The sequence below is a fragment of the Turicimonas sp. TL08 genome (genome assembly GCF_054660695.1).
The window spans coordinates 1-17,981 of sequence record NZ_BAAGDP010000010.1 but is presented as its reverse complement, the minus strand read 5'-3'; the positions used below and the strand labels follow the sequence as shown (position 1 = coordinate 17,981).

The window sequence follows — 17,981 nt, the reverse complement described above, 5'->3', positions numbered from 1 at the left end:
AGAAATGAAAAAAATACTTTTAGCTGCTGCCGTTCTTATGAGTTTCGGGATGACATCGGTTTCAGCACAGATGCCGAGCATGAGCAAACACAGTGCTCGCGGAGTGCAATGTACAGTATGTCATAAAGGCACAGAATTTAAGCCGGTTCCTACATCTCAATGCGTTACATGCCACAACCAGGATGCTTTGGCAAGTAAAACTGATCGGCTTAACTTCATTTCTAAGATGAAGAATCCGAAGACTGGAGAAGTAAAAGAGCACAAGGCTTTAATTAATCCTCACAATAGTTACCACTTCGGCAAAACCGAAGACTGTTCTGATTGCCATAGAGAGCACCGCGCCTCTGTTAATGACTGCGGAACTTGCCATGATGTAAAAGCATGGGGAATGAAAGATCCGAAATAAAAGGATTTGGAAAGTCTAAAGTTACGTGCTGTTAGACACAAAAAAAGCAGTTCCTAGCTATAGAAGTTGGGAACTGTAATTTTTTGCTGGATATCTAACTCCGATGAATGGAGTTCGTTTATCCAGAAAGAGGTGCCTCTAAATTTGGATCTTCTTTAAATTGCGTGTTGGAGACTGGGGATTGGGTCGAGGAAGCAAACCTTTCGGTTATAGTTCCGGTCTAGGCTTTACCTGTCAAAATCCACATTTCATCAGTTAAATAGTTTCAAGGGTCGATGCCTTCTCTGGCCAGGACGGCGCAGGACACGTCCTTTCAAAGGATGTGGGAGGGGGCGCTCTCTGAAGCTCGACGATAGCTTAATTAATATTTGTAGCAGTAATAAGAAAGGACCTAAATGAAAACTGCCAATAGAGCGTCCTCTCTTGGCAGTTCCTTTTAAGTACTAAGTTAGAAAATTAGAAGCTGTGAACCAAGCCCATACCGACTGCGTAGCCATTGTGAACTAAATCAGCTTCAGCAGCAGTGTGTGTTTTCCAGAGCTTGCCACCGTGAGTGTAACCAGCATACCCATAAGCATATGTGCGCTTGCTGAGCGGATAGCTGTAACCAGCGTTAATGCTCCATCCATTGTATTTGTCTTCGCCGGAAGTAACTGTTTCATCCTTTCCGAATACAAATTTTGTACCTAACTTAGCTGTACCGCCGAAAGCTGGAACGGCTGTGCTGAGACCGAAGGCGTTCTGCTTGTATGTGTCAGAGCTCCAAGCATATTGGTAGATACCAGACAATGTTGCAACACCGAAGTTATAGTTTGCGCCAGCTGTGATGGAGTATGCCGGTTCTTTGTATTCAACACCGCCTTTAGCGTCTGTTGCTTCAAAGATAACAGAACCGTCGAGAGCGCCAACCTTTGTCTTAACACCTAAGCCATAGTAGTGGTGGTTTTGAGACCATTTAGCGTCGTCAGCTTTAGTTCCATTGGAATACATTGCGTGGATTGTTGTACCACCAAAGGCTGGAGAAACATAGGAAATTGCGTTGTTAATACGGCTATTTCCTTTGCCATATTTTGTCCAAGAGCCTGTGTCTTCATAAGAAGTGCCGAACTGCCAACCGGTAAGAATTGTCTGAGAACCAGCACCAGAAGCAAGAGAACCGAATCTACCGAAGCTCAATGTACCGAAACCGCCCTGGACGTAAAGTCTGCTTTCTCTTGTGAATGTACCATCACCGTTTGCTGTTGCACCAGAGTCAAGGCTGTAGCCTTGTTCGAGTTGGAAACCAACGGCATAACCATTGCCGAGGTCTTCAACACCTTTCAGGCCCCAGCGAGAGCCAGAATCAAAACCGGATGTAGCTTTGACAACTGTATCGGCTTTCTTAGCTTTGCTGACGACAACCCCGCCGTCAAGTTTGCCATACAGAGTAACGTTAGAAGCTGCGAATGCAACGGAGGAGGCACCTAAAACAGCTAAGGCGATAAGTGTTTTTTTCATTTGTAAATACTCCAATTGAAGTTGAAAACTTGCAGAAAGTTCAAATTCCTGGCAAGAATTAATCTGCGATGTAATTTTGGGACAAGTGTGTCCTCTAGGCAACTAAAAATGTTGTTTTTTGCACAAAAACAACAAAAATTCGAAGAAAAGTAGTGTTTCTATGTAGTTTTAATGCAACAACTATGAACTTTCAGCTTTTTGTTTTTTAGTAGTTTCGTTGCTTTCAAGCAAAAGATCCGCCCATTTTTGCATGACGTCTCTTCTTTCCTCCAATAGGTCGCTCCTTTGATAAGCTGAAACAACTTCATTTCCTGTGGAATGCATCAACGATTTCTCTGCAACTATCTCGTTAATGCCTGTTTGTGTGCACCAATCTCTAAAAGTAGAGCGCATCCCATGCATCGTGCAATCCAACTTTAGACCGTCCTTCAACAATTTTCTCGGTGTTTCTCTTCTTATCGGTTGTAAATGATCCTTTGTGAATACAAAGTTACTTTGAGATTCTTTCTTTAGTATTTTCAGCATTTCGACAAGCTGTCTACTTAAAGGAACTCTGAAGACTTCGTTTTTTCCGTCCTTTCTTCTAGAGGGCGGGCAATTCCAAATCTTTTTTTGAAAATCAATCTCGCTCCATTGAATCTGAGTGAATTCAACGCTTCTAGTAGCAGTTAAGATTCCGAATAAAAGGCATTTGTAGCCAATAAAGTTATTTTTCGTTAGAAAAGGAATATTGTCTCGAAGTTCTTGAAGCGTCAGAGCCTTGAAATGCGTCTTTGCTTTGCATTTTTCGGGCGGAGGAAGGTACATCTCAAGGTTTGCTTTCCAAATTGCGGGATTTTTTCTATGGTATTTCCCTTCATTAATAGCATAGGAAAAGATTTTTTCTAAACGCCCTCTTAATCTAGAGGCAGTCATTGTCTTATTTGTCCAGATTGGCTTCAAGATTTCTAGAATATCCTGGCGAGTAATTTCTTCGACCAATTTTTCCCCAATCTTTGGGAAGGCATATGTCGTTATAGAAGAGGTCCAAGAGGATTTTTGAGCAACCGTTTTCCACAGTTTCACGGAAGCTAAAGTTTCGATGGTCTGTAGAGCGAATTCTGAAAATTTTGGAGTTGGATTAGTTGATAAATCCAAATTTTTGGGACTTGCTATATTCAATAGACTTCTAAATAAATGAACTTGCTGTTTAGCATCTGCCATGGTTATTTTTCTAAGGCTTCCGATATTGCAATCTTTTTGATTCCCTTCTTGATCAACATAGCGAAAAAAATAAGTTCTGTATTTTCCATTGCCCCGGACGCGTAAATAAAAATTTCTTTCTAATCTGTAAACTCCATCGGTCAAAGAATAAAGCTGTGACTTAGTGTATTGACCTATCTTCGAATGTGACATTAATACCTCCAATTTGAACTTCGGATTGAGACTCAGACGTTAAAAATTTCCCCAAACCCGATTGGAAGTTTGAAAGAGTTGCCAGGAATTTGAACTTTCTGCAAGTTTTTAACGTCAATTGGAGTATTTACAAATGAGAAAATCACTTATCGCTTTGGCTGTAATGGGTGCTTCCACAGTTGCATTCGCAGCTTCTAACGTAACTCTTTACGGTGTTATCGAAGAAGGTGTTGTCGTTCAGAAGGCAAAACACCAAGATACAACAGTTTCTTTAAAATCTGGCTTTGACCAAGGTTCTCGCTGGGGTCTTCGCGGGGTCGAAGAGCTAGGAAATGGATACAGCGTCGGTTTCGTCTTGGAAGAAGGTTTCGATGCTGATACAGGTGCTAATACAGCATCCAACTCTGCCGGTAGAGTTTTCGGCCGTGAGTCTCAGTTGTTTGTTCAAGGCGGTTTCGGTAAATTAGGATTTGGTCGTTTCGGTACCTTAGCTTCTGGCGCTGGCTCTTATCAAGTGCTTACTGGCTGGGCCCTCGGAACAGGTTTCGGTTTGAGCGCCTGGACTAGCTTTGGAGGTAGTTTCAGCCGTGCAGATAATGCTGTTGCTTACCGGACACCTTCCTTTGGCGGTTTAACAATTACCGCCATGTACTCCAACGGCTATACTGCAGACGATGCTAAGTGGTCCAAGAACAACCACTACTATGGAATTGGTGCAAAGTACGAAGCTAACGCAATCAAATCAAGCTTAATCTTCGAAGCTATGGATAATAAGGGTACAGAAGTTGCTGCCAAGACAGCTGGCTCCTTATTTAATATTAGCCAGTGGGCTGTTGTTAAAGGTTACGATCCTGCAAATCTTACAGATCCTCAAAAAGATGAATATAAGAAATGGGCAGAGACAAGCCTTGATGATGCAACAGCAGCTAAGAAGCGTGCTTTAATGATTAACTATGGCTTGGAATACAACATGGGAGCATGGACTCCAATGTTCGCTTATCAATGGTTCAACCAGGACGGCGGTAAGAAGACTCACATGTTTGGCCTTTCCGCAAAAGTTGGCGTAGCCGGTGGCGATATTCTCGTCGGCGGTCGTTACCTCTTTGGTCATGACGAAGCGTTAACAGGTGACGATAAGGTTCGTGCATGGAATCTTGGCGCTGCATATATCTATCCTCTTTCTAAGAGAACAGCTGTCAAGGCCTATGCAGGCTATGCAGACTCTTCCAAGGGCTGGAAGGACAAAGAAGAAGTTGCTTACAACGGCTACCAATTGTATTTAGGTCTGCGTCATAGCTTCTAATCTTTTTTAAATAAACTGAAAAAGGGCCTTCTGCAGGGGTCCTTTTTTTATACCTGTAAATCTTCAACTGAATTGCCAGGAATTTGAACTTTCTGCAAGTTTTTAACGTCAATTGGAGTATTTACAAATGAGAAAATCACTTATCGCTTTAGCTGTAATGGGTGCTTCCACAGTTGCATTCGCTGCTTCTAACGTAACTCTTTACGGTGTTATCGAAGAAGGTGTTGTTGTTCAAAAGGCAAAACACCAAGATACAACAGTTTCTTTAAAGTCTGGATTTGACCAAGGTTCTCGCTGGGGCCTTCGTGGAGTCGAAGACCTTGGAAATGGATACAACGTAGGTTTCGTATTGGAAGAAGGATTCGATGCTGATACAGGGGCTAATACAGCATCCAACTCTGCAGGTAGAGTTTTCGGCCGTGAATCTCAGTTGTTTGTTCAAGGCGGTTTCGGTAAATTAGGTTTTGGTCGTTTCGGTACTTTAAGTTCTGGAGCCGGTTCTTATCATATAGTTACTGGCTGGGCCATTGGAACAGGTTTCGGTTTGAGCGCTTGGACCAGTGCCATTGGCACAAGCTTTAGCAGGGTAGATAATGGCGTCGCCTATCAAACACCTTCCTTTAATGGATTGACACTCAGTGCAATGTACTCCAACGGTACTAAAGGTGATGATGCTAAATGGTCCAAGAATAATCACTATTATGGTATCGGCGCTAAGTATGACGCCAATGCAATCAAATCTAGCTTAATCTTTGAAGCTGTAGATAATAAGGATACAGCAGGTCTTGAAAAGAAGAAGACCCAGTATGTTATCAACTTCGGCTTTGAATATAACTTAGGTACCGTCACTCCGATGTTTGCTTATCAATGGGCTCATCAAGATGAAGGTAAGAAGACCAATATGTTCGGTCTGTCTGCCAAAGTTGCAGTCGGTGGTGGAGATGCTTTAGTTGGTGCAAGATACTTGTTTGGCGATGACGATGCTCCAACAGCAACAGATGATAAAGTTCGTTCTTGGAATATTGGTGCCGCTTATATCTATCCGCTCTCCAAGAGAACAGCACTTAAAGCCTACGCTGGTTATGCTGATTCTTCCAAAGGTTGGAAAGAAACAGAAAATGTGGTTTACAACGGATATCAGCTCTATGTGGGTATGCGTCACAGCTTCTAACCTTTCGTAGATAAAATTAAAAAAAGGACCTTCTGCAGGGGTCCTTTTTTTTATGGCTGTAAATCTTCAATTGAATTGCCAGGAATTTGAACTTTCTGCAAGTTTTCCACTTCAATTGGAGTTTTTACAAATGAAAAAATCACTTATCGCTTTAGCTGTTTTAGGTGCATCTTCCGTTGCATTTGCAGCTTCTAACGTTACTCTTTACGGTGTAGTTGATGCTGGTGCTGTTGTTTCCAAAGTAAAACACAACACAACAAAAGTTCAGATGAAGAGTGGCTTTGATTCAGGCTCTCGCTGGGGTTTAAAAGGTGTTGAGGAACTCGGTAACGGATACTCCGTGGGTTTCCAACTTGAACAAGGTTTTGATGTCGACACAGGTAGCAACACAGCCTCAAACTCTGAAGGAAAGACATTCGGTCGTGAATCTCGTCTTTTTGTTTCTGGCAACTTCGGTCAGCTTGGATTTGGCCGTTTTGGCTCTCTCGGTAGCGGAGCAGGTTCCTACACAATTCTCCAAGGTTGGGCTTTTGGAACTTCTTACGAAGACCAAGGCTCCTGGACTAGTTTCGCAAAATCTAACAGCCGTGTAAATAACGCAATTGCCTACGTTTCTCCATCTTTTGGCGGATTCACTGTACACGCTATGTATTCTAACGGTACTGTTGACGATGCAAACAAATGGTCAGAAAACCGTCATTACTATGGTTTAGGTTTGAAATATGCTGGAGACGCAGCTAATGCAAGCTTGATTTTCGAAGCCTTGGATGGAAAAGGAACAGGCGGAGAACTCGAGATGGGTACTGCATTTAATTCCTATTTGAAGACCTTAGGTCTTGAGCTGTTTGAAGGAGATGAATTAAAAGCACTCAATAAGAACAAGGCTGAATTTAAAGATCGTAAGACGGCTTACAACATCACTGCTGGTGGTTCATATAATTTTGGTGTTGTAACAGCAATGGGAATTTACCAATATGCTTGGGAATCTGATATGTACTCCCAACATGCATTTGGGTTAAGTGCAACCGCCCCTCTGGCTGGTGGTACAGCTAAGTTGGGTGCCCGCTTCCTTCTTGGAAAACTTGATGGCACAATGAAAGATGCATTTAAGTCCGCCGATTTAGACACTAAGTACAGATCTTGGAACATTGATGCTGGGTATACTTATCCGCTCAGCAAGCGCACTTATGTCTACGGCTTTGCAGGATACAGTGATGGTGGCAAACTTTATGCCAACGTTGAAAATGGAAAATACAACGGCTGGTCTGTCGGCACTGGCTTAGTCCACAAGTTCTAATTCTTTAGACTAGTTACTAAAAACAAACGGATGGGAGAGGACGCTTTCTCGTCCGTTTTGTTATGCGTTTCCTCTTTTTTACTCCTGCTTCAATCTTATGGTTTAGTGGATAAACAGGCTTGACTGTTGGTAGCCGGAGAGCAATAGATCAAAAATATTGATCGTGAGAGATAGAAATTGGTCTTCTCTCCATAAACATAAACTTGAGTTCTTTTGGGTTTTGCTAGGTACTTCGGTTTTGACATCAGATACGGCAATATTCTTGCGGTTCGTTTCAAAGAGCTAGCCTGAAGACCTAAAATTCAATTATTTCCTGATTACTAAGGCCTCTGTTTTGGGCAGTTTTGGAAGAGGTCAATTTATCCTAGCTATAACGTTGCCGACTGAGAGCTGAAGAGCGCGCATCAGGATACTAACCCAATCATAGTTTTTATAAAGGATAAATATTTCCTATTCGAGTCATTTGGCTCTCTGTCAAGATGTCCTAAGAGTCCCGAAAGAAGGCTGTCAAACTATGAAAATTTACGCTCAAGTCAATTCTTTTCGCTCATTGTCTCTTCAATGAATCTGAGTTCTGGGTATTTACCGTTATGCTCCCAGGGCGAGAAATTTAATATTGACATCTCTCGCGGAAAGAATTCTGAAGTACTCATCGGTAAGAGCAAGATGTTTCGTAATAAGGTGTGCCCATATATCAAGGAAGCTTTCATTCTGACCTTAACTGGAACAAGTTTGTTCAATATTTTTGGACTAGAGATTACCCCTTAGTTTCATGGGAGTTGGTTACCCGATAGTTGGCTTATTCTAGAATACCGGTCCTATAAATAAAAAGATCAATCCTAGGAGTTAGAGCAATGCAAGCGCATAAATTGACTCGTCTCAGTCTTGCCTTATTGACAGTTTTCTCTCTCGATACTGGGTCTATAGCTGCCGAGCCTGAAAAAGTCACTATTTACGACACAGACGGTTCCGAATTAGTTCATTTTTTGGTTCTTCCTGAAGGCGAAAAAGATTCAGATGGTTTCGTCTCGACAGGAATTTATCCTAAAGAATTTGATTCAGCACTTCGCCGTGTATTTTCCCTCAACAGGAATCTAGTTGGCAGCCAGAAGGGTGCGACTCCAACCATTTCTCTTATTCCGTACAAAGATACTGAAGACATGGGTAATGCCTTTGCAAGTAGTGATGGTAAAGGTTATTTAGGTTTTACCGATTTTTCATCCGCTTACGTAGGAACTGGCATTCCTGACGCAGAAAAAAAATACACCGGTTGCAAAAATTGGCATAAACGTTCTTGGAACAAGTGCAGATGGTGGTGAAGGTATGTGGACAATGGAGCCACAGCCCTCTCTTCCTCAATCACCGAAAGAAGACATATTCAGCGTGATTCTTCATGAGCTATTTCACGCCTATGGATTGAATGCGGATGTGATCCAAGTATTGGAGGGGCCAACAAAAGGAGTCAGATTCAATAACGAGGAAAATTTCTCTATATATTCTTCGGGACTGCGGGATTATTTTGGCACTTCTGCAGCACCGGGGATGGAAATCAAAACATTTAAATTAGGGAAAGAGCCGTCGGTTGAGGAACGCAAGGACGCATTTTGGATTGGAGTTCAATACACAGGAGAAGGTGCAACGGAGGAAGCCTCAGCCGGAAAGGGATTGTATTACGTAGGAAAGCATGTGACAGAGGTGCTGGGAAAAGACACTAAAATTGCTCTTCCCGATGACCCGGAAACATTTGTTCCGGGCCTTCCGATAAACAGCATAGAGATTGGCGGAAAAGAGTCAACCGACGAGACACAAGGCACGGATGACAGCAACCAAGTACAGGCCAATAATGGCGGAGAAGAAAGCGATTGGGATTATGAGTTTTCTCATGTCGAACTCCAGAATAGTCTTCTAAGCCACCAAAATTATCGGAACTGGGGAATCCCCATGGAGGCAGAACTTGCGCTATTGCAAGATTTGGGTTTGAAGATAGATAGAAGAAACTTCTTTGGTTATTCCGTCTATAAATCCGGAGACAATGCTTCATCTCTTAATACCGTTGTCAACACTAATCCGTTTTATGCAAGAAATGAGGACGGAACTTCTTTCATCGTCGGAGCTCCTAACAAAAACTTATACGGAATCGGGTTACACGTCTACGGGAGTTATAACCACGTAATTCAGAAGGCAGACCTGCTAGCTGACGGAACTTTTGGTATTGGTATTCGAGTCGACGGCGCCAACAACATCATAGATATTCCTGAAGGAACTCGCATAACGGCAAACGGTGAGCAAGGATACGGGGTTGTATTTTCCTACGGTAAAGAACACGTTTTAAATGTTGAAGGAAACGTAGAAGCAACAGGACCGAAAGGAGTCGCACTAAGATTTGATTTTGGTCAAAACATGCTTGGGCTGGCAGGTGAAAGCCGCGGTTCCTATGTCTGCACCGAATGTTCTGATCTGCCGGATGCTATTGATGGAGCACTGATGAATGAAGTCAATGTTCGAGGACACTTGAAGGCAGCCGCGGATGGATATGCAATTTATATTTCCGATAATGCTCACGTAAAAGAAATCAATATTCTTCCCGGAGCAAAAATCGAAGGAAAAATTCAGTCTGATTGGAACCGCTATTTGGAGATTGAAACTTCAACCGTGGCAGACACAGATGATGCGAAAGAGGAATATCGGACGGCATTAAATTTCGGCTCCGAAAATAAAAACGGCTTAGTGGACTACGCTTACGACATATCCGGCAGCAAGAGCATCGAGATGAATATTGTTGGCGGACAGGTAAATTTCACTGGAAAAGCCGAAGTTCTGAACGTCACTGTCGAAACAGACGGCGTGCTTAGTGGAGGAGCTCATTACATCCTTACACCTAAGGATTCAGAGGTGGCGGCATTAAGTTTGAATGATCAGAAAAAAGACTTGGGAGTCTTTTTGAACAAAGGAACTCTCAAGGCTGACAGTCTTAACGGCATACCGGAAATTCAGGGTGATTATATTCAGGAGGATACCGGAGTCCTTCAGTTGAGCGTCAACGATGATGGCTCATTGATTAAACTGCCTGTATCTGGAGGGTCTGTTATTAAGGGAGGTACACTGAGAGTACTTCCTGATCCTGGTTTCTATGAAGAATTGACTCCTGTTTCCACAGAAAATCTGACTACCAGCGATAGTGAAGTTCCGGCGCAGAATCTTGTTTGCGAAATTAGTCCGGATTTCTCTTCTCCAACTCTGAGTTTTGTGGCCGAGCCCTCTGCCCAAGGTGTTTCATTGGTGTTGAAGACTTCTCCATACGAAAAATATGCTCGCGGTTCTGCAGAATCTCAAATCGGCACGATCCTTTCTGAGAATAGAGCAACTGTTGAAAGTCAGGAGGTGAAAGATCTGTACGCCGGTTTTGACTTCTCCGCTTCAGACGGTTCACAGGTAGATGAAGGGCTCCGCTCGCTTTCCGGACCGATTTACTCTCAGAGCATTCTTGGTTCTTTCGGTGCCCAGCGCATGATTCATAACGCGATGGAGCTCCGGAAGACGAGAAACTTTGAGCACGGTACTGACGTATGGGCCCAGCCTTTCGGAGGTCGTGCTTACGGTAAAAACTCAGATGATTCTTACTCCAACCGTGTAGTGGGTCTTGCCTTCGGTGCGGAGACAAAGAATGATAATCTGCGTTACGGAGTAGATTTCGCCGCAGCTCACTATTCTCTGTCTTCCTCTCCGTCTTCCGTTACCTTCAGAGGTAAAGGCGTATGGGGCGGCGGACATGTAAGCACCGATGGAACTGTTACTACCGATACGTCTCTGATGGTTGGCTTTCTGGACGGAAAGACAAAAAGACATCTGAACATCGGTTCGTTCCAGCAAAGTTGCAAGAGTACCGGACTCCAATACTCTTTGTATCTGAGTTCTAAAGTCGGTTTGCCATTGCAGCTGACCGAAAATTCAACGTTTAAGCCTATTGTCGGCGCAGCGTGGGAACATATCTATATGCCTTCCCGAAACGAAAAAGGAAGTGCGGCTGCAAAGTTAAACTGGAGACACGGAAACTTTAACAGCTTTGCTCTAAAGGGCGGTTTTGAGCTGTCGCATAACTTCTTGACACAAGAGAAATCTCAAGGTTCTGTTTACGTACAGTCCTTCTACGAAAGAGAACTTCTTAACCGTGCCGGACGTTTGTCCGGATCGTTGAACGGACTACAAGGCTCTTTTTCTAAGTCAGTTGATTGGGACAGCAAAAACCGCTGGACAACTGCAGTGGGGGCTTCATACCGCAGCGGACCGTTTAGCGTGAAGGCTTCTCTAGCTACTGAGGTAAAACCTTCACATGGTACTTCTGTATTCGGCTCGTTAAAGCTAACCCGTACCTTTTAAATAATTAGAGCTGTTGGAGCGTTAGTGTCGGTTCTTCGAACTAACGCTTCACTGCTTTTTACAACCTTGATAAGCTCGAGCTCTCAGGCAAAGAGTTCCGTTAGATGAAATTTCCTGTAAAGCTGTATGAACATTTTTGAATGTCAGGTTGATTCGGCAATAGAGGAGGAAAGCAATGCCTGACGCAATCGGTGGAAAAGAATCCAAAATCCCGTTCAATTTTCACTATTTGTTTGGAATACAAAACTGTCTGTATTTCAGGCTCGTTATCTTTGAGATGAACATTCGATCAAAACACATTCCATTACCCCTCTAAGTCAAATAGAAATCGATGAAGAGCTTCTCGCCTGTCGTGTTGCCTTAATTCCATGAATGAAGACGAGCTTTGCTTCGAGGGGTACAAAGTTCCGGCTGCTTGATTGGAAATTATGAATTGTTATTTGGAGATTGCTCGTTTGAGAAATTATCAATTTATTCCAGGCAATGTGCTCATTTTTTTCTAAAAATTAACGTTTCCTCTTTAAAATTAGAACAATTCATAGGATAATCTCGTAAACCCCTATAACTCTTGATTTTCTTAGTCCCTAGTAACTGCGATGAGTTTCCGACAGTACCTATATGCCATCTTTTTTGCATGTGTTTCGGTTCCATTATTGGCTCTCGGAATTCAGCAGTTTTTCTTTGCAAAGGAAACTTTGGAAAACAGAGAGCTGGTAAGCAAGCTTTCTGCAGAACTTGTCGGGCGAGAGATTCAATCACGACTAGAAATTGCTAGGACCGTCGTAGAGTCCGCTGCTAATAAGCTTGCTGCAGACGGTGCTAAAGATCCGGAGTTGTTGAACAGCTATTTAAAGGACTTGGTTGTTAAAGTTCCTTATATCCTCAATATTCATTACGACAACACAAAAGGCCGTTCAATTGCCTTCTACCCAAAGATCAACAAAGAAGGACTCTCCAATATTGGTGTTGATCACACGACTAGAGATCACTGGAAAAAGATTCAATCTTTTAACACTCCCGTAGTCTCCGACGTAGTCAAGGCCGTAGGTGCGGCAGACGTTCCAATCGTTAACGTCATCATTCCTGCAAGAAATAAAAAAGGGAAACTCGTTGGTTATGCAGTCTGTGCTTTGAACTTAAATCGATTGGTTGATAATGCCACAAGCCGAATTGCACCGGGAGAATTCAGTATTTGGGTTTTTGACAGCAAAGGCGTGCCGGTATTCACCACTGATCTTGTTGCCACTTTAACTCCATATTTGAAGCCTCAGGAAATTTCAAGAGTGTTGAAAACAGGTGGAGAGTGGGTAACCATTGAAAGAGGAAATGCAGCGGATTTGTCCGGCTACCTTTTGCCATTGCCGGATCAAAATTGGGCTGTCGGCATCTTTAGAAAAGTCCCTGATAAAGAAACCGAACATGGTGTATTGGTCTGGACCAATATTCTCTTCTTCTTGCTCGTATGCTTGCTGACTTTGATTGTGGGAAGCACGGTAAATCAGGTCTTGGTCTCTAAATTCAAGAAATTGATGAATAGTGTCTTCGATTCAAAATATCCATGGAGCAAAATGGACTATATTGAATCTCCTGAAGAGTTCGGTCACCTGCAGAAACTCATAAATAAACTAAGCAATCAGGTAAGACCAAACAAACCTGAGGCAAATGATATTAACTTTGCCGTGGAAAGAGAATTTCATAGAAGGATTTCAGATTTCTCTGAAAGAGGAGTCATCTTGAATAAGGTGTTTGATGACTTCTTAACAGGTTTAGTCCTAGTAGATAAAAACGGAGAAATCCGCTTCGCAAATAAGATATCTCGCAGACTGATGCCGATGGCCCAACCTGGTTCGGATTTCTTGGGCTGCCTCGATCAGTGCTTTTCCTCGGATGTTCCGTCTAAAGAATGGCTCGAACGGCTGAGAACGCAATTGACTTTCATGGCAACCGGGGAAAAATATGAGCTCCGGATGTATTCGATAAAAGATTCAGGTGTTGTCGATAAGGTCTACGTCCTCGTGCGAGAAGAATAAGGGAAGGCTCTGAGAGCCTTCTCAGACAGTTAATCCTTCAGGAAGTACTCGACAGTCGTTACCACTCTCACATTCTTGATAAAAGGAGTGTTCTCGTCTCTGTCGGTGATAGAGAATATGCCTTGGTTGGCTCTTCGAATTTTTCCTAAGGTCGATCCGGAATCCATAGCAAATTTCTGTGCGGCTTCTTTAGCATTCTTTGTGGCGGCTTCGATCATTCCCGGTTTAATTTCATTTAGCCCGGTGTATGAATATTTAGTCATGTAAGAGTAGTCATTAGTCAAGCCTACGCCGGCCTTTAACAAATCTCTTTGCGCTTCGTCCAGTTTACGGACCACATCAACCTTGTCTGATGAAATAGTAAGCACCTGAGTAATCATGTAACGGAACGGTGGACGCTGAGAGCCGTAGTTGTCAGCCAAATTGTCGCGCAGTTTCGGCGCGGCAATAGTGATTTCCTCATCTGTAAGACCACCGTCTTTGAGATATTTCAAGACCATGTTCTGCTTGACTTCCAACTGGTCATAAACTTGAGATAAATCATTTCCCATTTCACGGAAGCTTACCGGCCAAATAACATGATTGGCCTTAACTTCTTTCTCTGAAAGGCCTTTGACTGTAACAACTCTGTCAGCGTCTTTAAATCCTCTGATTCCTTGCTCTAGTTGGCTGCCCAGAGTAAAGGCTCCGGCAATAATGCCGACGGCGAGGAGTGAAGAAGAAATTATTTTGGTGTCCATTGAGAACCTCCTAATGATCTTCTTGAGATTCTAATGTCTTTATTAGACGAGCAAACTCAAACCAGGAAACAGCTCTCATCACCAGCGAAGAGGTTTTAGGTCTCTGTCTTCAAGGTAAAATCATTTGAAATCAAAGAGGAATCTAAAATGATCAATCGTCGCCAATTTTTAGAGACTACCGCAGCATTAATAGGATCTTCTCCAGTTTGTTCAGCACTTGCTCAGCAAAATGAAACTGCAGAGGTGTTTTTCTCCAAAGATATTTCGCCTCAATCTTTAATCAAAATGTTTAAGTTGGTTGGCGGAAATTTGAATGGAAAGATAGCGATCAAGCTTCACACCGGCGAGCCGCACGGCCCCAATATCATTCCTCCTTCTTGGGTACAAAAGCTCCAGGAACAAATTCCCAATAGCACAATTGTGGAATGCAATGTCCTTTACGGAGGTTCTCGACAAACTACGAAAGGCCATCGTGAAACTCTTAAAACTAACGGCTGGAACTTTAGCCGGGTAGATATCATGGACGAAGACGGCTACGCCGAATTGCCGTCAAATGGTGCAAAGTATGTCAAGAGCTTCAGAGTTGGCAAAAACCTCCTTAATTACGATTCTATGTTAGTCCTCACTCACTTCAAAGGTCATACCTTGGGCGGTTTCGGCGGTTCAATGAAGAACATCGCTATTGGATGTGGTTCTAGCGGTCCGGAAGGCGGAAAGGCGCAGCTGCATGGTCTTCTCGATCACAATGGACAATGGATCCGGGGAGAGGAGCTGATGGAGCGTATGGCTGACGGAGCAAAGGCAATTACGGATCACTTTGGAAAGAGGATTGTATACATCAATGTCTTAAGAAAAATGTCGGTTGATTGTGACTGCTCAGGAACTTCAGCGGCAGAACCGACTACACCTGATATTGGTATTCTTGCTTCAACTGATTTGCTGGCTATTGATCAAGCTAGCGTTGATCTGATTAAGGCTCTTCCGGAGGAGCAAAAAAGAGATTTGATGGAAAGAATCACATCACGAAAAGGACTTTGCCAGTTGTCAGCAATGAAGGAAAGAAAAATTGGCCATGATCAGTACAAATTAATCGATATAGACAAGTCTTAATTTGAGAGCATGGAAAAGATAGCCTTCCGATGTATAGGAAGGCTTTTTGGATCTTTCGCCTCGAAAAGTCTTTCGGCAGAAAAATTAAACAGGCTCCTCTTGAAACATTTACAGATTACGTCCTTAGTAGCCTAAAAAAGGTGAGTTTTTTCTCAAACTTCACTAAAATTCAAGATTACGTTTTAATTGCCTAGGGGCGCAGTATTGCTTCTGCAATCGGCCTCTTTGAAAATAATGATGAAGGCAATAAGGAAGGTCGCTTAGCGGTTATTTCTTATTGGAATTAATTAGGTCTGAATATGGAATTTGAACTCTGGTACTTATTGTTGGTACCTGTACTTTTTGGGGCAGGCTGGTTCTCCCGCTCATTCGATATTAAAGAAAAAAAATCAGTAGCAGATGAAACCCAAACTTTATATAAAGGTCTGGATTTGCTGCTGGATAATAAAAAAGATCAGGCTTTGAATTCTTTAGTTAACCTGGCGAAAATTGACCCCGATACGGTCGAACTGCATTTTGCTTTGGGAACTCTTTACAGAAAAAGAGGAGATTACGATCGCGCGGTTAAAATCCATAATCATCTTTACAACCGAGCCGATTTACCTAAAAAAGAAAGAGCTCGTGCACTCTTTGCCTTAGGTCAGGATTATTTAAAGGCGGGCCTTTGGGATAGAGCTGAGGATTCCTTTAGAAAAACCGCTGACTTGGAAAGCGATTACAAAGTTCGAGCCATTAAAGAGTTAGTGAATATTTACGAATCTGAAAAAGAGTGGCTCAAAGCAATCGATGAAGCTCATATTCTCGAAAAGGTTACTGGGGAGACCTATCCGTCAAGAATTTCTCACCTTTACTGTGAGTTGACTCTTCAATGCCTGTTCTTCAAGAAGTTTGATGAGGCTGCTCATTATTTGCAGCAAGCGATTCACGCCGATCCGAACAATAAGCGGGCTCTAATCATGCAGGGAACTATGCTCCAGAAACAAGGCAAGCTTGAAGAAGCCGTTGAAGTATGGAAACAGGTTGGCAAAATTTCTCCGGAATATGAAACTTTGGTTGTGGCTTCCGTCGCAGATACTTTGCTAAAGGCAGGCAAAGAAGCAGATGCCGTACGTTATCTGGAATCCGTAGCAGAAAAAGGAATCAATTCTGATTCAGTTGACGCCGCCGTCGACTGGATCTGCAAAATCGAAGGTCCCGAAAAAGCTCTGGAAATTCTTCGACGTTACTTATCTCAGAAGAAGTCTTTAATTGGATTTAAGAGATTAACTGACTTGCGTTTGGCCCAAGATCCTGACAATAAGGAGCTAAAAGAGCTGGCGGACTTCTTAAAGAATCAAATCGATAAAACCGTTCGCTATAAATGTAATAAATGTGGTTTCGTAACTAAGAGTTTTCAGTGGCAGTGCCCTGGATGTCGAAATTGGGACAGCTTTGCGCCCGTGCGCTCTGAAGACCCGTCAAGAATTTAAAGGATGGGATCGAAACTTTTGATACAAATTAACCATAGGCGCGCTCCACGGCGTGCCCGCTTTCTTAGATAATTAGCTGTACCTTTCTCATAACCTACGAGTCACAAATATAAATATGTTAAAAAGAATTGGCTTTTTTCTGCTGACCAACTTGGCAATCTTGATTGTGCTCAGCATCGTATTGAACATCGTGTCCGCAGTTTTTGGTATTAACTTCGGCAATATTGCCGGCGCTAACCAAAACATGGGTTCTTTACTCGTATTCGCAGCTGTTGTTGGCTTTACCGGTTCGCTCATCTCTCTTTTCATGAGTAAAACTATTGCGAAGCACACAATGGGCGTTCAGATGATCACTCAGCCGACAAACAAGCTTCAGGCTTGGTTGTTGGAAACAGTTCACTCTCATGCGCAGAAGGCCGGAATTGGTATGCCGGAAGTCGGTATCTATGAAGGCGAAGCTAACGCTTTTGCGACAGGTGCGTCCCGCAACAACGCCATGGTTGCTGTTTCTACCGGTCTTCTTTCCAGCATGAATAAAGAAGAAGTAGAAGCAGTGCTCGCTCATGAAATTGCTCACGTTGCCAACGGTGATATGGTTACTTTGACTCTTATTCAAGGCGTCACAAATACATTCGTGGTATTTCTCTCCAGAATTATCGGCAACTTCGTCGATAGAGCAGTCCTCCGTAATGAAAGCGATGCACCCGGAATCGGTTATTACGTTACATCCGTCGTGCTGGATATTGTTCTGGGGATTTTGGCTGCTATTGTTGTTGCTTACTTCTCTCGTCATAGAGAGTTCAGAGCAGACGCAGGCGCTGCAAAGATCATGGGAAGTACAACACCAATGATCAACGCATTGGCCAGACTTGGTTCCGTTCCTACTGAAGAACTTCCTCCTGCCGTTAAAGGATTCGGAATTGCCGGCAGCATCGGTGAGTTGTTGGCAAGCCATCCTTCTATCCAAGATAGAATTAAGGCTCTAAGAGACATGGACGTTCGTCGTTAACATTCTCAAATTTCAGCAAAAAGGCAGCTTCGGCTGCCTTTTTGCATATGACGTGTGCGCCCAGCAGGGCGTCTCTCTATAGGGTGCAAATCCCGAACCTGCCCGATGAGGGGAAAGGTTAGCGACTCGGCAAGGGTTCAACGGCGACGTTGAATCTGAAGGAAGCTGATAGCAAAA

At 43.2% G+C, this 17,981-nt stretch carries 13 protein-coding genes; 10 read left to right on the top strand and 3 right to left on the bottom strand.

The genetic code is table 11. The features are described from left to right. Window positions 1-4 precede the first annotated feature (4 nt). A complete protein-coding gene (locus tag ACYQ4O_RS06525; protein WP_460175131.1) occupies window positions 5-406 on the top strand; it encodes a cytochrome c3 family protein in 402 nt (133 codons plus the stop codon). A gap of 456 nt (window positions 407-862) precedes the next feature. Here ACYQ4O_RS06525 and ACYQ4O_RS06520 read toward each other — a convergent pair whose 3' ends face one another. Next, window positions 863-1,903, bottom strand: a complete 1,041-nt coding sequence (locus ACYQ4O_RS06520; protein WP_460175130.1) for a porin — start codon at window positions 1,901-1,903, stop codon at window positions 863-865. Window positions 1,904-2,083: 180 nt separating this feature from the next. Continuing rightward, window positions 2,084-3,298: a tyrosine-type recombinase/integrase gene (locus ACYQ4O_RS06515; RefSeq protein ID WP_460175129.1), complete on the bottom strand. Its 1,215-nt coding sequence runs from the start codon at window positions 3,296-3,298 to the stop codon at window positions 2,084-2,086. Window positions 3,299-3,431: 133 nt separating this feature from the next. On the opposite strand from ACYQ4O_RS06515, the gene ACYQ4O_RS06510 reads away from it, so the two are divergent. From ACYQ4O_RS06510 to ACYQ4O_RS06485, 6 genes are all read left to right on the top strand, one after another. Further along, complete coding sequence (locus tag ACYQ4O_RS06510) at window positions 3,432-4,601, top strand: porin (RefSeq protein WP_460175128.1); 1,170 nt, start codon at window positions 3,432-3,434, stop codon at window positions 4,599-4,601. A 127-nt stretch (window positions 4,602-4,728) separates the two neighbouring features. Further along, entirely contained in the window at window positions 4,729-5,772 is a 1,044-nt protein-coding gene (locus ACYQ4O_RS06505; RefSeq protein WP_460175127.1) for a porin, read from the top strand. Window positions 5,773-5,902: 130 nt separating this feature from the next. Beyond that, window positions 5,903-7,069, top strand: a complete 1,167-nt coding sequence (locus ACYQ4O_RS06500) for a porin (RefSeq protein ID WP_460175126.1) — start codon at window positions 5,903-5,905, stop codon at window positions 7,067-7,069. Window positions 7,070-7,923: 854 nt separating this feature from the next. Further along, window positions 7,924-8,388 (top strand): hypothetical protein, encoded by a 465-nt coding sequence (locus tag ACYQ4O_RS06495; protein ID WP_460175125.1) that lies wholly within the window; start codon window positions 7,924-7,926, stop codon window positions 8,386-8,388. Between the two features lie 13 nt (window positions 8,389-8,401). Further along, window positions 8,402-11,446 (top strand): autotransporter family protein, encoded by a 3,045-nt coding sequence (locus ACYQ4O_RS06490; RefSeq protein WP_460175124.1) that lies wholly within the window; start codon window positions 8,402-8,404, stop codon window positions 11,444-11,446. Window positions 11,447-12,042: 596 nt separating this feature from the next. Further along, the gene (locus ACYQ4O_RS06485; RefSeq protein ID WP_460175123.1) at window positions 12,043-13,476 is read left to right on the top strand and encodes a hypothetical protein; all 1,434 of its coding nucleotides are present in this window, start codon (window positions 12,043-12,045) and stop codon (window positions 13,474-13,476) included. A 29-nt stretch (window positions 13,477-13,505) separates the two neighbouring features. Here the strand turns inward: ACYQ4O_RS06485 and ACYQ4O_RS06480 are convergent, their stop codons facing one another. Beyond that, window positions 13,506-14,216: an SIMPL domain-containing protein gene (locus tag ACYQ4O_RS06480; protein ID WP_460175122.1), complete on the bottom strand. Its 711-nt coding sequence runs from the start codon at window positions 14,214-14,216 to the stop codon at window positions 13,506-13,508. Between the two features lie 147 nt (window positions 14,217-14,363). On the opposite strand from ACYQ4O_RS06480, the gene ACYQ4O_RS06475 reads away from it, so the two are divergent. From ACYQ4O_RS06475 to htpX, 3 genes are all read left to right on the top strand, one after another. Then, on the top strand, window positions 14,364-15,326 hold the full coding sequence (locus ACYQ4O_RS06475; RefSeq protein ID WP_460175121.1) for a DUF362 domain-containing protein: 963 nt from the start codon (window positions 14,364-14,366) through the stop codon (window positions 15,324-15,326). A gap of 299 nt (window positions 15,327-15,625) precedes the next feature. Then, a complete protein-coding gene (locus ACYQ4O_RS06470) occupies window positions 15,626-16,795 on the top strand; it encodes a lipopolysaccharide assembly protein LapB (RefSeq protein WP_460175120.1) in 1,170 nt (389 codons plus the stop codon). 115 nt (window positions 16,796-16,910) lie between these two features. After that, the gene (gene htpX / locus ACYQ4O_RS06465; RefSeq protein WP_066593507.1) at window positions 16,911-17,804 is read left to right on the top strand and encodes a protease HtpX; all 894 of its coding nucleotides are present in this window, start codon (window positions 16,911-16,913) and stop codon (window positions 17,802-17,804) included. Window positions 17,805-17,981: the final 177 nt, after the last annotated feature.